The following is a 12,573-nucleotide window of genomic DNA, read 5'->3' as shown; positions in this document are numbered from 1 at the left end:
CGACTGGATTGTTCGCTCTGGAGTAGGCGAGTACGTCTGTCCGGCCGGTTGAACTTGCAGGAGGTTTTTTATGTATTACATAGATATGCCAAGTGCCGCAGAAATTGGTGAGCTGAATCAGGCTCGCGCTGATGCATGTGTTTCCATTTATTTACCAACCACCCCACTGAGTCGCGAAATTGAGCAGAGCCGGATTAATCTCGGCAATCTGGCCAAAAAAGCCGTCAGTCAACTCGAATCCAGGGGCTTTGATAAACGCCGTATTGCCTTGTTACAGGAGCAGTTTGAGAACCTGCAGGCAGATGTCGACTTCTGGAGCCACCAGGCAAATAGCCTGGCCATATTTGCAACGCCGGAATCCATCCGTACCTATCGTCTGGCAAACCAGCTGAGTGAAATTGTTGAGGTGTCGGATCGCTTTCACCTCAAACCGCTGCTGCGCGCGGTTACGTTCCCCCATGTTGCGCATATTCTGGCGCTGTCTGAAAATGCTGTGAGGCTGATCGAAGTTTCAGCCGATATGCCGGCACGAGAAATCAAAGTACCGGACATGCCTGAAAATCTGGTCGATGTGGTTGGGGAAGCCACAACCAAGGATTACTCCGGCACGGGGAATCGCCCGAGTGCTCAGGGCCATACTCCTTACTTGTCGCGCTATGTACGCAAGATCAACGCGGTACTGCGCCCTGTTCTTATGCGCTCGGACCGGCCGCTCATACTCGCCTCGGCCAAGCCTTTGGAAACCCTGTTCCGTTCGCTGAGTTCGATTCCGGCATTGCCCGACACCATTGCGGGTAATCCAGAGCACTTGAGTGATGCAGAACTGGCCAGTGCTGCCAGACCCGTGCTGGATGCCCATTATGCGGACAAGATCAAAGACTTTCACCGTCTGTTCGATGACCGGACAGGGCAAAACCGGACCACCACAGATATCTCGGATGCAGCACGGCTGGCGACCTTCGGCGGGATTGACCAGTTGTTGATTGACATTGATAGTGTGGTTGAAGGTTATGTAGATGATGAGAGCGGGGAGATAACCTTCGGCGCCGAGGAAGACGCAGCCAGCTATGGCATTGTTGATGAAATTGCCGGAAGGGCATTTCGTACTGGCGCCCGGGTAATGGCTGTGCGCAGGGAGGATATTCCCGGCCGTCATGATCTGGCGGTGATATCCCGTTATCCGGTCTGAAACCTCCGGAAGCCAGTCATTACCGACACACAAAAGATTCTTTCAGAACAGGGAGCACTATGAGTACAGCAAGCTGGGTCAGCATATCCTCTTCAGGTGAGGACACGTTTTCAGGTTATCTGGCTTTGCCACCGGCCGGCCATGGGCCAGGCCTGGTGCTGATACAGGAAATCTGGGGGGTGAACGGACACATTCGTGCCGTGGCTGAGCAGTACGCGCTGGACGGTTATGTCGTTCTGGCGCCGGATATATTCTGGCGCCAGCAAACCCGGGTCGATCTTGATTACAGCGAGTCCGATACGGCGAAGGCTTTCGAGCTTTTGAACAACATGGATTTTGCTCAATCCGGTGAAGATGTCGCCGCTGCAGTTGATCATTTGCGCGATATGTCAGAAGTGTCCGATAAGGTTGGTGTGCTTGGCTTTTGTATGGGCGGGCAACTGGCTTATCGGGCAGCAGCCCTTGGGCGTCCCGATGCTGCCGTAAGCTACTATGGTGGCGGCATTCAGGACCATCTGGAGCTGGCAGAGCAGATAAAACAACCGATGCTGTTTCATTACGCCGGCAACGATCAGATGATACCCGCAAGTGCTGTGGCCCAGGTCCGCAAGGCGTTTGAAGGGAACGAGCACGCTCAGTTTTATGAGTATGAAGGCGTGGACCATGGGTTTAACTGTTGGGGCCGGCCAGCGTATCAACAGCGCGCTGCAGCTATTGCGCACGGGCGTACGCTGATGTTCCTGGCCCAGCACCTGAGTGACTGAAGCCGTCTGCAGTAAAGATCCGGTGCTTTCTCCTTACGCAGCGTATCAGCAGGCCTTGGCATCTGGTTTTAAGAACGACCCGGCGCAGCTCCGGGCAGCAACGGCTTTACAGCGATGCTACGAGCAGTTGCTGGCGGGCGAGCCGGGAGTTCAGGGGGTGTACCTCTGGGGACCGGTGGGCCGGGGGAAAACCTGGCTGATGAACCGTTTCCATCAGGCGTTGAGTATCCCGGCACGGAGACAGCACTTTCATCACTTCCTGCGCTGGGTGCATCGGCGCCTGTTTCAACTGACCGGGCAGGAAGAGCCTTTGGCGGTGCTCGCGCAGGAGCTGGCAGCTGAAGCCCGGGTGCTGTGCCTGGATGAACTGTTTGTCAGTGATATCGGTGATGCCGTATTGCTGGGCGGTTTGTTCCAGCAGCTGTTCGCCAACGGCCTGGTGTTGGTGGCGACATCGAATCAGCCGCCTGATGAGTTGTACAAGGACGGGTTTAACCGTGAGCGGCTGTTACCAGCCATAGCAGCACTCAATCAGCATATGGAGGTGGTGAGTGTTGATGGTGGCCAGGATCACCGGTTGCATCCGGGTGAGCGCCAGCAGCGCTATTGGGTAAACCAGCCGCAGGCTTTACAGGCGGCGTTTGCAGAGTTGCTCGATAGTGATGAACAGGTAAGGACCGACTCGGTGCGGCTGGGGCACCGTGATATTCCGGTAATAGGGCGCAGCCAGCATGCGTTGTGGTGTCGTTACGACGACCTGTGCGAACAAAAGCTGGCGTCCCAGGACTTCATCGAACTGTGCGACCGCTTCTCCCACGTCTTTCTGAGCGACGTGCCACAACTGGCCGGTGGCAGGCCACAGGCCGCCATAGCCCGGGGAACTGAAGACGGTGTAACCCAGGTCGCAGCCGGGGATCGCAAATTGCCGGCCTTAACCCACCAGGATGATGGCGTACGCCGGTTTATCGCGTTGGTTGATGAATGTTATGACCGCGGGATTCCGCTCTATCTGGATGCCGCTGTGCCAATGTATGAACTCTACAGCACGGGCGCACTGGCGTTTCCATTCCGGCGCACCCTCAGCCGCCTGCAAGAGATGCAGTTGCGGCGTTTTGGGTGCTCTTCGGCAGCAGGGTCTGTTTAGTATTCCAGGCAGATTTTGCCGAAATGCTCGCCTGATTCCTCATACCTGAACGCATCAGCAATCTGTTCCAGAGCAAAAGACCGATCGAGAACCGGGCGCATGTCACTGGTTTCGATTGCCCGGATCATCTCTTGCTGGTGGGTTCTGCTACCAACAATCAGGCCCTGCAGGCGGGCCTGCTTTGCCATGAGCTTTGCAGTCGGTATATCGCCCGCCCGGCCGGTAAGAACTCCGATCAGAGCAATATGACCGCCAATGCGAACGGCATCTATGGATTGCGGCAGGGTACCAGGACCACCCACTTCAATGACGTGATCGACGCCTTTGCCATCGGTCAGCTCCCGAACCTTCTCGCCCCACGCCGGTGTGCTCTGATAATTGATGGTATGGCTGGCACCCAGCTCTTTGAGTCGCTCCAGCTTTTTATCCGAGGACGAGGTGGAAATAACCTGCGCGCCCATCATTCTGGCAAACTGCAGGGCAAAAACAGAGACCCCGCCCGTGCCCAGAGTCAGGACTGTGTCACCGGCTTTCAGGTTACCATCGACAACCAGTGCCCGCCATGCGGTCAGGCCTGCTGTCGTGAGTGTTGCCGCCTCTGCGTGACTGTAGCCCTTGGGCGCGAGAGTAAACCAGCTTGTGGGGCGAATGACCTGTTCACAGGCATAACCATCCTGCCCATCGCCAGGCGTCGTGCTGAAGTTATCGATACGGGCAGGACCATCCAGCCATTCGGGAAAGAAGGTGGATACGACAGAGTCACCCACTCTGAACTCGGTAACGCCGTCACCGATGGCTTCGACAACACCGGCGCCGTCCGCCATGGGGATGCGGTTGTCTTCTGTAGGGATTGCACCAGTTACCACGCCATAGTCATGAAAGTTGAGTGAACTGGCATGTATACGCACCCGGACCTGGCCAGGTCCTGGTTCGCCTGGGTGTGGCGCCTCATCCATATGTAACTGATCCAGGCCGCCTGGACTGGAGAGTGTAATACGCTTCATATGAGTGACCTCCTGTATTTTCAGCAATCACCTTCGAACCTGGACTGGTGAGGCTGAACTATCTGTTACCTAAGCGATAATGTGGCTCCAGGATAGCAGAACCGGTACACGATGATATCCGCCTACCGGTGCTACTTCCCGCTCAGGTGGCTGCCCCGGTGCCAGCTCAATGGTGTGCACTGAGGAGAGGAGGGTCTGCATGGCAATACGCAGCTGCCAGGTGGCCAGCAACCGGCCAGGGCAGACGTGCTTTCCGGCACCATAGAGAAGGTTCGCCTCTGCATTGCCTTCGGGATCGAACCGGTCGTTATTGAACACGGATTCGTCGCGGTTGGCGGATGTCCAGTTCAGCTTGACTCTCGCATTACCGGGAATATCACGGCCACCGATACGAACAGGGCAGGTCGTGATGCGCCGGTTAGAAACAAACGGGTTATCCAGGCGCAGAATTTCGTTGATGATGGCTTCAGTTTCCGCATCTGAGCCTGCTCGCATCCGCTCTGAAAGCTCGGGGTGTTGAGCCAGGTGGGCAATGAGCACCCCAACACACAGGGCAATGGAGCCCAGGTCACCACCGGTCCAGTTTCGAAGAATGGAAACCAGCTCTGCTTCTGTGAGTTCCCGTCCGTTAACTGTATCGCGGCACAGTTGTGTGGTTACATCGTCCGGCGCGCTGTCGCCTGCTTCGCGGCGAGGCCGGACAACCGAACGGATAATCTCATCGAACTGCTCTGCCACCTCGGCCGTTTGTTTCTGGTCGCCGGAGCGGGTGGCCATGTGGTTATCCTTCATCCACGCCAGCAGGCGCGGTTCCAGTTCCGCAGGCCACCCCAACCACGCACACTGGGCGCGTACTGCAAAGACAGCGCCTATGTCGTTCACCGCATCAACCACCTCGCCTTCGGGCAGCTCAGCCACCAGTTCACGGGCAACGCGCCTGAACACGGGGACGAACGGCTCCAGAGCTTCCCGGGTCAGATACTTTTCAATCAGGTTACGAAAGAGCGTGTGCTCTTCCCCATCCAACCCGTTAGGAACCTGAAGGTAGCGGGACACACGGCTTGAAAAGCGTTCGTGGTCTGTGGCGGCAGCGACGACATCGGCGTGCCGGAGTAAAATCCATTCGCCCTTATTATTTCGCACAACCGGGTGTTGCGGGCGCAGCTCATCGGTATAGGCCCTTAAATCCCGGCCTTCGGCCGACAAATCATCCGGCATGTGGTCTGTCATATAGTCTCCTTTACCATCGAACTATGTTGACCTACCAATATAGCCAATATCGCCAGTGCCTTCCTTGATATAACGGAGTGGGTGCAGGTGCTTTGGAGTATTACTGCGCCGTTGTTACGTACTTCAGTATCTCGACTACCTGCTCCGGGGTTTGTGCCCACGCCATGGCGGATGCGTCAACTTCTTTCAGCGGGTGGATGATGTCTTCACCGTGCAGTGTCACATAGGGCGTACCCATGGCAGCACAGAACCCGGCATCGAACGCTGCGTTCCACTGCTTGAATTTGTCACCAAAGCGAATGATCGCCAGGTCGCACTGTTCAAGCAGTGTTTTGGTGCGAATACCGTTTACCTTGGATGACTGGTGATCGCGCCAGAATCCCACCTCCGGTTTGCCGAGCATGTCGCCCGCGGCATCACTGGCATCGTGATTGGTAACAGGCGCGGTAAATTCTACCGGTAGTCCGGCCGCTTCTGCACCGGATTGAATCTGCTCACGCCAGTCCGTATGGATTTCGCCCGAGAGGTATACTGTCCAGATCATGAAATTCTCCTGATAAACATAACGAAGAGAGGATTGAACCCACAAACCCTATCACAGCCAGAGAGTTTTCAGAATCTCAGCGCTGTTAAGCCAATAAAAATACGGGTCTGAGCTTGTATTTCAGGGGTTTGTGCCGATTATATATAAGCAGAGACTGATTTTTGACCAGACGCGAGGAGTGCAATGGATTTCAAGGACTATTACGCCGTTCTTGGTGTGAGCGAGTCTGCCTCCCCAGAGGAGATTAAAAAATCCTACCGGAAGCTGGCCCGGAAGTATCATCCGGATGTCAGCAAAGAGGAGGACGCTGACGAGAAGTTCAAAGATCTGGGCGAGGCATACGAAGTACTGAAAGATCCCGAAAAGCGCGCTGAGTATGACCAGCTGCGTAAATACGGTGCCCAGCCCGATGGCTCTTTCCAGCCGCCCCCCGGTTGGCAGAGCGCATCCGGCTTTGGTGGTGGCGGTTATACCGATGCAGATGCGCGCCAGTTCAGTGATTTTTTTGAAGAAATATTCGGCGGCAGGCGGGGTGCCGGTGGGTTTTCCGGCGGTTTTGGTGGCGACGCTGGTGGTTTCCGGCAGAACGTGCGGATGCGTGGCGAAGATGTTCACGCGCGGCTCGCTCTGTTTTTGGAAGAAGTGTTCAATGGGTGCGAAAAACAGGTTTCGTTTACCGTCCATGAGGCCGACGAACACGGTCGTGTTGTTGCACGCCAGAAAACACTGAATGTGAAAATTCCCGCCGGTATGCGTGAAGGTCAGCACTTGCGGCTCAAAGGGCAGGGCTCCCCCGGCATAGGAGGAGGCGCCCCGGGAGATCTGTTGATTGAAGTTGAGCTTGCGCCGCATCCGTTGTTCAGCGTTGAGGGGCGGGATGTTGTCGTAACCGTTCCGATTACGCCATGGGAAGCGGCGCTGGGTGCTACAGTGACTGTGCCAACGGTCGGCTCAAAAGTGAATGTGAAAGTACCCAAGGGAAGCTCTTCGGGCCGCAAGCTTCGTCTTAAAGGCAAGGGCTTACCCGGCAAGCACCCGGGAGATCAGCTTGTTATCCTGCAGATAACCATACCGGAGCAGCATTCTGCAGAAGCTGAAAAGCTATACGAACAGCTGGCCGAGGCTGAGAAAGCATTCAACCCACGCAGTAAGCTGCATCTGTGACGGGGAGGAGTTAAAGGATGAGTAACAGCAATCATACTCTGACTGTTGAAGTGATGGACACCAATGGCAGCACCTTCACCCTTCATGAAGTGTGCGAGCGGGGTGAGTGCCATGCGGAGTTTGTGATCAAACTGGTCAGTCACGGCATTATTACACCTGTGGAGCCCAGTGCCGAAGCCCGTCAGTGGTTGTTTGATGTGTCTGCACTGGCACGATTACATAAAGCCCGGCGATTACAGCGGGATCTGAAAATGAATCTTCCGGGCCTGGCGATGTCTCTGGATCTGCTGGATGAAGTGCAGGATATGCGCCGCGAGGTGGACCGCCTGAACCGGCAGTTACAGCAGTTAACGGGGGAGTGGTAATTACCACTCTGCGGGCTTGCTTTGCTCCAGGGAGGGCATTATGAGCATGAGCAGTCAGGCTGGCAGCGCATCTGGCTGGGACCTTGCTGAGTCTGTCGGGATTATATTGTCACCGGCGGCTTACGAGGTCGCCAGATATTGGGTTAGAGCTGCGGATTTTCTGGATGAGAACGGCCACCCTGCCATGTTAGCGATGCGAGCGCAGAGCGAGCCCGGATTTTACCAACTGGTTGAGGCGGTGCACCCTGCAGTGCCCTCGTGCGACGTTCTTGATGAGTTGCTTCGCAAAGGCGTAGCAGAACAACTGGAAAGCCATTATGTGCTACTCCGGCGAAGCGCTTATGTACACAACACTCCCGGTTTTGATGCATCGCCCGATGTCAGGCGCAGAAAGCGCAGGCCCGGAGAAAGTGCTGGCAGGCGCAAAAGCGATAACGCCTGAATACACTACTGTTCCGGGCCCCAGCGGGTGCTTGCTGTCACGCCTTAGTTACAAACCCGTGTACGCGCGGCCTGATATTCTTTCTTCAGTCGCGATACCAGCTCTTCAACGCTGACCACATCGTTTATCTGGCTCACTCCCTGGCCCGCAGACCACACCGTCTTCCATGCTTTGGCTTCGTTTTCCACAGGCTTGAGCTTCTCACCGTAGTTGATCTCTCCGGCCTCATTCAGTTTATCCATGGCAAAACCCGCTGCTTCCAGGCTTTGTCGCATAAAACTGGCCGGAATGCCGGAAACAGCCGGGGTATAAATAATGTCAGCAGAGGCTGATTCAATAATCATGTTGCGATAAGCATCGTCTGCCCGGGACTCTGTGGTGTTGATAAAGCGTGTACCCATGTACGCCAGGTCGGCGCCAAGGGCCTCGGCGGCCAGCAGGTCTTCGCCGTGAGAAAGTCCGCCGGCCAGCAGAATAAGGCCATCAAATACTTCACGGATTTCGTGAACCAGTACAAACGGATTGACGGTACCGGCATGCCCGCCAGCACCGGCGGCAACAGCAATAATACCGTCCACACCTGCCTCAGCGGCTTTGCGTGCATGCTTCTGGTTGGTGACATCGTGGAAAACCTGGCCACCATAGCTGTGAACGGCTTCCACTACCTGACTTGCAGCGCCCAGTGACGTGATAATAATGGGTACCTGGTGCTTCACGCAGAGTTCCAGGTCGGCCTGCCAGCGTGGATTGGAGCGGTGTACGATCAGGTTGACGGCGTAGGGGGCAATGTTGGCATCCGGGCGCTCTTCCCTGAGTTTGGCAAGGCCGTCGTTCATCTGGATCAGCCATTCTTCAAAACCTTCGCTGGTGCGCTGGTTAAGGGCGGGAAAGCTGCCAACGATACCTTCCCGGCAACACGCCAGCGCCATTTCGGGGCCGGAAATCAGAAACATGGGGGCTGAAATCAGGGGCAGGCTTAGGGAGTTCTTGCAAAACGCAGGCAGAGACATGAGTGCTCCTTAATTTATATTGGAACTTTTTTAGGATATATAGGATCTTAGCCTGCCTGAACCCGGGTGGGAATGTTTGTCTGCCAACAACGATCGGGTTACCACTGCAAAACAACAAGGAGTCAAGAATGGGTGAAGCAAAACGCCGTAAGCAAGCGGGAGCACCACCGCCCCGGAAAAACCGCTCACGGAAGCCTTTGGTTGTCGGAGTCGCTGTGCTGGTGGTGGCAGCGGTTGTGCTGGGTGCTTTTTTTCTGACTGCTGCCCCTGACCCGACATCGGATAACCTGCCTGTCGCAGCGTCGGGTGCAGACGCCTTTCCATCACAGCTGGACCGGTTCGGTGTTTCTGTAGGTTCTGCAGATGCGCCGGTTGTTGTGCGTGAGTTCGCAGACTATCAGTGTCCTGCCTGTGGCCTGTTCTCACAGGCAAGCAAGCGGCTGAAACAGGAGTATGTGGAAACCGGGCAGGTGCGCTTTGTCTATTTTGATTTACCTCTGCAGCAGCATGAGAATGCGTTCCCAGCGGCTCAGGCTGCGCGGTGCGCAGGGGATCAGGGAGCTTACTGGCAAATGCACGATCGCCTGTTTGATTCCCAGAGTGAGTGGAGTGGCTCTAATGATCCGGTAGCCACCTTTACACGTTACGCCCGCGATCTTGGGCTGCAGGAGCGGCGCTTGCGCCGCTGTATGACAACCGATCTGCACCGGGAGGTGATTGAACAAAGCCGTCGCGTTGCCATGCAGCTGCAGGTCACCAGTACACCCACCGTGCTGGTGGATAATATACGCCTTACCCGCCCGGGCTGGGGTCAGCTCTCTGCTGTTGTAGAACGGGAGCTTGCACGCCTCGGTGAGCCCTGACTTGAACGTGGGCCAGAGTGGGTTAGAATCGCGCCCTCTCTGGCTTATGCCTTCCAGATTATACAAACCAACCCATGCTCCGGATTTACGGTCCGGCCCGCAGGAGACTTACCACATGAGCAACCACATTGTTGTCTGCGCCCTTTATAAGTTCGCAGTTCTGAATGACTACAAAAACCTTCGTCAGCCGTTGCTGGACCTGATGCTTGCCAACGACGTGCACGGCACGCTTTTGCTGGCACAAGAAGGAATCAATGGCACCATAGCCGGCAGCCGAAGCGGAATCGATGCCGTGCAGGCCTGGCTTGCGCGGGATGAACGGTTTAACGGTATTGATTACAAAGAGTCGTTTGTGGATATTCAGCCATTCAAGCGCACCAAAGTGAAGCTCAAAAAAGAGATTGTCACCATGGGTGTGGATGGCGTTGATCCCAAACGCATTGTCGGCACCTATGTTGAGCCCGCCCAGTGGAATGATCTGATTTCAGACCCGGAGGTTCTTCTTGTTGATACCCGTAACCAGTACGAGGTGGAAATTGGAACCTTTAAGCATGCAGTCAACCCTGCCACAGATACCTTTCGTGAGTTTCCCGAGTATGTAAAACAGAATCTCGACCCGGCGAAACATAAAAAAGTGGCCATGTTCTGCACCGGCGGTATTCGTTGTGAAAAATCCACAGCCTTCCTGAAAGAGCAGGGCTTTGACGAGGTGTACCACCTGAAAGGCGGTATTTTGAAATACCTTGAAGACGTGCCGGAAGAGCAGAGTCTCTGGAAAGGTGAATGTTTTGTATTTGATGACCGGGTTACGGTCAATCATCATCTTGAGCGTGGCGGCTACGATCAGTGTCATGCCTGTCGGCGCCCGATTACCGAAACCGATAAGCAGCACCCGGACTATCAGCAGGGTGTGAGCTGCCACCAGTGCATTCATACGTTAACTGCAGAGCAGAAGGCACGCTTTGCAGAGCGTGAGCGCCAGATCCGTCTGGCCGAGGCCCGTGGCGAGACCCACGTGGGTGGTGAAGCCGCCCGGGTGATCGCTGAACGCAAAGCACGTAAAAAATCAGAACGTGAGCGCCAGGCTGAACAAAGTCTTCGGGGTGAGCGTCAAAAAGCCTGAATCAACGATTAAGGAGTTTTCATGCGTTTTAAGAAGTCCGTTGCTGTGATTGCCATTGCAGTTGCGCCTATGGCTTATGGCCAGGATGCGAAAGACTGGGAAGGCGAGGCGGAGCTCGGTGTTCTTATGACATCGGGGAATACTGAAGAGACCAATATTAACGGACGCCTGGGATTGGTCCATGAAGTAGAAAGCTGGCGCAATCTGGCGGACTTCAGCTCCAATTACTCCGAATCGGAAAATGACAACGGGGAAGACCAGACCACAGCGGAAAAGTACAAAGCGGCTGTTGAAACCAACTACAAGTTTACTGAAAACCAGTACTGGTTCCTGCGCGGCGCTTACGAAAAGGATCGCTTTTCCGGGTATGATTTCGAGTCTACAGCGACCACCGGTTACGGTAACCGGGTCTGGCAGCGGAGTGAGCGCTCATTTCTTGACTTGTCGGCGGGTGCTGGTTACCGCTACAACAAGCTGGAAGAGCTGAATGACGAGGGCGATGACGTTGAGAAGGAAGCCATTGCCCGGCTGGCCGCTCAATTCAATTACGCGCTTTCTGAAAACGCTTTGTTTAGCCAGAAACTGAGTACAGAAATCGGCCTGGATGAGAATAATGTCATCAGTCAATCAGAGACGGCCATCAGAGCTAATATTGTAGGCAACCTTTCCATGAAAGCTGCCTATCGTGTGAAACATGTATCGGATGCGCCGGCAGACGCAGACTCTACAGATACCGAAGCAGCTCTTTCCCTGCTTTACGGGTTCTGAACCGGCGACTCAGACCTTGTTTCTGAGCCCCAGCCCGTCCGGGTAGGGGCTCAGGTAATGTTGCAGTGTCAGGTAATCCACGGGCTCTCTGCGCTGTGCCATTCTCAATAGCGTCATGGGGACAACCAGCGGAACCTCGCCGCGTCCGTAAGCCTCAATTTGTTCCATCAGAACCTTGCGGTCTTCGTTTCCGATGGCGTCCCGCAGGTAACCCATCAGATGCTGCATTACGTTGATGTGGGAGCCACGGCTTACCTTTTGAGTCATAGCCTCCATGAATGCGGAGATGTAACGATCAGCAATGGCAGCGAGTGCATCTGCTTTCAGGTCGCCCAGCATGGGGCCCAGTTGTCGGTATATTTTCTCGGAATGGGCCAGAAGCTGGAATTTGTGGCGGGTGTGGAACTCGATTAATGCTTTAGCTGTAAGGTTTTCTCCGGCAACATTCTGCATCCAGTCGTCGTAGGCAAAGACGCGTTCAATGAAGTTTTCCCGGAGTTCGTCATCGTTCAGCCGGCCTTCCTCTTCAACCGGAAGCAGAGGGTATGTGCGCATCAGGGCCTCAGCAAATAGCCCCCGGCCGTCACGCCGCACTACCTGGCCATCGGGGTTATGGACCTTTATACGCTCCATACCGCAGCTTGGAGACTTGGCCATAAGAATGTAACCACGCAGGTGTGCCAGCTCAGGTAAAACCCTGTCTGTGAAATGCTGCATGGCGTCGGTATGGTCGGCAGACCCTCTGACTTCTTTCAGGCGCATGCCGTCCGCATATTCCCGCAGATGAATGGCTGGGCGCGGAACCCCAAGGCCGGCTTCCAGTTCCGGACACACAGGGTAGAAATCAAAGTGTTTTGATAACACCTGAGTGCAGTACCGGGAGTGCTTGTGGCCACCGTCATGGCGAACTTCTTTGCCCAGCAGACAGCTGCTGATTCCTACAGGAATGCCGCTCACGCTTCT

14 protein-coding genes are annotated in these 12,573 nt (G+C 55.3%); 9 read left to right on the top strand and 5 right to left on the bottom strand.

Annotated elements, in window-relative coordinates; all coding sequences use genetic code 11:
• The first annotated feature begins 70 nt into the window (after nucleotides 1-70).
• Genes FFI95_RS14380 through zapE form a run of 3 tightly spaced genes read left to right on the top strand, consistent with a single transcriptional unit; the run spans nucleotide 71 to nucleotide 3,097 of the window.
• Nucleotides 71-1,189, top strand: a complete 1,119-nt coding sequence (locus FFI95_RS14380) for a baeRF11 domain-containing protein (RefSeq protein WP_144823658.1) — start codon at nucleotides 71-73, stop codon at nucleotides 1,187-1,189.
• Nucleotides 1,190-1,248: 59 nt separating this feature from the next.
• Nucleotides 1,249-1,953 carry a dienelactone hydrolase family protein gene (locus tag FFI95_RS14375; RefSeq protein WP_144823657.1) on the top strand — a complete coding sequence of 235 codons (705 nt, stop codon included), beginning with the start codon at nucleotides 1,249-1,251 and terminating at the stop codon, nucleotides 1,951-1,953.
• Nucleotides 1,946-3,097: a cell division protein ZapE gene (gene zapE / locus FFI95_RS14370; protein ID WP_246069525.1), complete on the top strand. Its 1,152-nt coding sequence runs from the start codon at nucleotides 1,946-1,948 to the stop codon at nucleotides 3,095-3,097. The genes FFI95_RS14375 and zapE overlap by 8 nt, the downstream gene beginning before the upstream one ends.
• On the opposite strand, the gene FFI95_RS14365 is transcribed toward zapE, so the two are convergent.
• From FFI95_RS14365 to FFI95_RS14355, 3 genes are all read right to left on the bottom strand, one after another.
• Nucleotides 3,094-4,101, bottom strand: coding sequence for a zinc-dependent alcohol dehydrogenase family protein (locus FFI95_RS14365; protein ID WP_144823655.1), 1,008 nt, complete (start codon nucleotides 4,099-4,101; stop codon nucleotides 3,094-3,096). The two genes, zapE and FFI95_RS14365, sit on opposite strands and share 4 nt — an antisense overlap.
• 69 nt (nucleotides 4,102-4,170) lie before the next feature.
• Nucleotides 4,171-5,331 carry a cytochrome P450 gene (locus FFI95_RS14360; protein WP_144823653.1) on the bottom strand — a complete coding sequence of 387 codons (1,161 nt, stop codon included), beginning with the start codon at nucleotides 5,329-5,331 and terminating at the stop codon, nucleotides 4,171-4,173.
• 100 nt (nucleotides 5,332-5,431) lie between these two features.
• Entirely contained in the window at nucleotides 5,432-5,875 is a 444-nt protein-coding gene (locus FFI95_RS14355) for a YtoQ family protein (RefSeq protein WP_144823652.1), read from the bottom strand.
• A gap of 183 nt (nucleotides 5,876-6,058) precedes the next feature.
• On the opposite strand from FFI95_RS14355, the gene FFI95_RS14350 reads away from it, so the two are divergent.
• Genes FFI95_RS14350 through FFI95_RS14340 form a run of 3 tightly spaced genes read left to right on the top strand, consistent with a single transcriptional unit; the run spans nucleotide 6,059 to nucleotide 7,846 of the window.
• Nucleotides 6,059-7,039 (top strand): DnaJ C-terminal domain-containing protein, encoded by a 981-nt coding sequence (locus tag FFI95_RS14350; protein WP_144823650.1) that lies wholly within the window; start codon nucleotides 6,059-6,061, stop codon nucleotides 7,037-7,039.
• Between the two features lie 17 nt (nucleotides 7,040-7,056).
• Nucleotides 7,057-7,404, top strand: coding sequence for a chaperone modulator CbpM (locus FFI95_RS14345; protein WP_144823648.1), 348 nt, complete (start codon nucleotides 7,057-7,059; stop codon nucleotides 7,402-7,404).
• 40 nt (nucleotides 7,405-7,444) lie between these two features.
• On the top strand, nucleotides 7,445-7,846 hold the full coding sequence (locus FFI95_RS14340) for a DUF6502 family protein (protein WP_144823646.1): 402 nt from the start codon (nucleotides 7,445-7,447) through the stop codon (nucleotides 7,844-7,846).
• 44 nt (nucleotides 7,847-7,890) lie between these two features.
• On the opposite strand, the gene FFI95_RS14335 is transcribed toward FFI95_RS14340, so the two are convergent.
• The gene (locus FFI95_RS14335) at nucleotides 7,891-8,856 is read right to left on the bottom strand and encodes an NAD(P)H-dependent flavin oxidoreductase (RefSeq protein ID WP_144823645.1); all 966 of its coding nucleotides are present in this window, start codon (nucleotides 8,854-8,856) and stop codon (nucleotides 7,891-7,893) included.
• Nucleotides 8,857-8,984: 128 nt separating this feature from the next.
• Between FFI95_RS14335 and FFI95_RS14330 the strand changes: the two genes are divergently transcribed.
• The 3 genes from FFI95_RS14330 (at nucleotide 8,985) to FFI95_RS14320 (ending at nucleotide 11,610) form a co-directional block, all read left to right on the top strand.
• A complete protein-coding gene (locus tag FFI95_RS14330) occupies nucleotides 8,985-9,719 on the top strand; it encodes a DsbA family protein (RefSeq protein WP_144823643.1) in 735 nt (244 codons plus the stop codon).
• Between the two features lie 115 nt (nucleotides 9,720-9,834).
• On the top strand, nucleotides 9,835-10,842 hold the full coding sequence (gene trhO, locus FFI95_RS14325) for an oxygen-dependent tRNA uridine(34) hydroxylase TrhO (protein ID WP_144823641.1): 1,008 nt from the start codon (nucleotides 9,835-9,837) through the stop codon (nucleotides 10,840-10,842).
• A gap of 21 nt (nucleotides 10,843-10,863) precedes the next feature.
• On the top strand, nucleotides 10,864-11,610 hold the full coding sequence (locus tag FFI95_RS14320; protein ID WP_144823640.1) for a DUF481 domain-containing protein: 747 nt from the start codon (nucleotides 10,864-10,866) through the stop codon (nucleotides 11,608-11,610).
• A gap of 9 nt (nucleotides 11,611-11,619) precedes the next feature.
• Here the strand turns inward: FFI95_RS14320 and FFI95_RS14315 are convergent, their stop codons facing one another.
• Entirely contained in the window at nucleotides 11,620-12,567 is a 948-nt protein-coding gene (locus FFI95_RS14315; protein WP_144823638.1) for a YbgA family protein, read from the bottom strand.
• Nucleotides 12,568-12,573 lie beyond the last annotated feature (6 nt).

Source organism: Marinobacter piscis (assembly GCF_007671655.1).
Taxonomy (GTDB): domain Bacteria; phylum Pseudomonadota; class Gammaproteobacteria; order Pseudomonadales; family Oleiphilaceae; genus Marinobacter; species Marinobacter piscensis.
Note: the sequence above shows the minus strand (reverse complement) of the source record. Positions and strands in the feature narration are given on the sequence as shown.

What these genes read in the sequence shown, in the direction of transcription:
- FFI95_RS14365 (WP_144823655.1), bottom strand. Translation starts at nt 4,101, where the DNA reads ATGAAGCGTATTACACTCTCCAGTCCAGGCGGCCTGGATCAGTTACAT.
- FFI95_RS14350 (WP_144823650.1), top strand. Translation starts at nt 6,059, where the DNA reads ATGGATTTCAAGGACTATTACGCCGTTCTTGGTGTGAGCGAGTCTGCC.
- FFI95_RS14360 (WP_144823653.1), bottom strand. Translation starts at nt 5,331, where the DNA reads ATGACAGACCACATGCCGGATGATTTGTCGGCCGAAGGCCGGGATTTA.
- FFI95_RS14320 (WP_144823640.1), top strand. Translation starts at nt 10,864, where the DNA reads ATGCGTTTTAAGAAGTCCGTTGCTGTGATTGCCATTGCAGTTGCGCCT.
- FFI95_RS14380 (WP_144823658.1), top strand. Translation starts at nt 71, where the DNA reads ATGTATTACATAGATATGCCAAGTGCCGCAGAAATTGGTGAGCTGAAT.
- FFI95_RS14345 (WP_144823648.1), top strand. Translation starts at nt 7,057, where the DNA reads ATGAGTAACAGCAATCATACTCTGACTGTTGAAGTGATGGACACCAAT.
- FFI95_RS14375 (WP_144823657.1), top strand. Translation starts at nt 1,249, where the DNA reads ATGAGTACAGCAAGCTGGGTCAGCATATCCTCTTCAGGTGAGGACACG.
- FFI95_RS14330 (WP_144823643.1), top strand. Translation starts at nt 8,985, where the DNA reads ATGGGTGAAGCAAAACGCCGTAAGCAAGCGGGAGCACCACCGCCCCGG.
- FFI95_RS14335 (WP_144823645.1), bottom strand. Translation starts at nt 8,856, where the DNA reads ATGTCTCTGCCTGCGTTTTGCAAGAACTCCCTAAGCCTGCCCCTGATT.
- FFI95_RS14355 (WP_144823652.1), bottom strand. Translation starts at nt 5,875, where the DNA reads ATGATCTGGACAGTATACCTCTCGGGCGAAATCCATACGGACTGGCGT.
- FFI95_RS14340 (WP_144823646.1), top strand. Translation starts at nt 7,445, where the DNA reads ATGAGCATGAGCAGTCAGGCTGGCAGCGCATCTGGCTGGGACCTTGCT.
- trhO (WP_144823641.1), top strand. Translation starts at nt 9,835, where the DNA reads ATGAGCAACCACATTGTTGTCTGCGCCCTTTATAAGTTCGCAGTTCTG.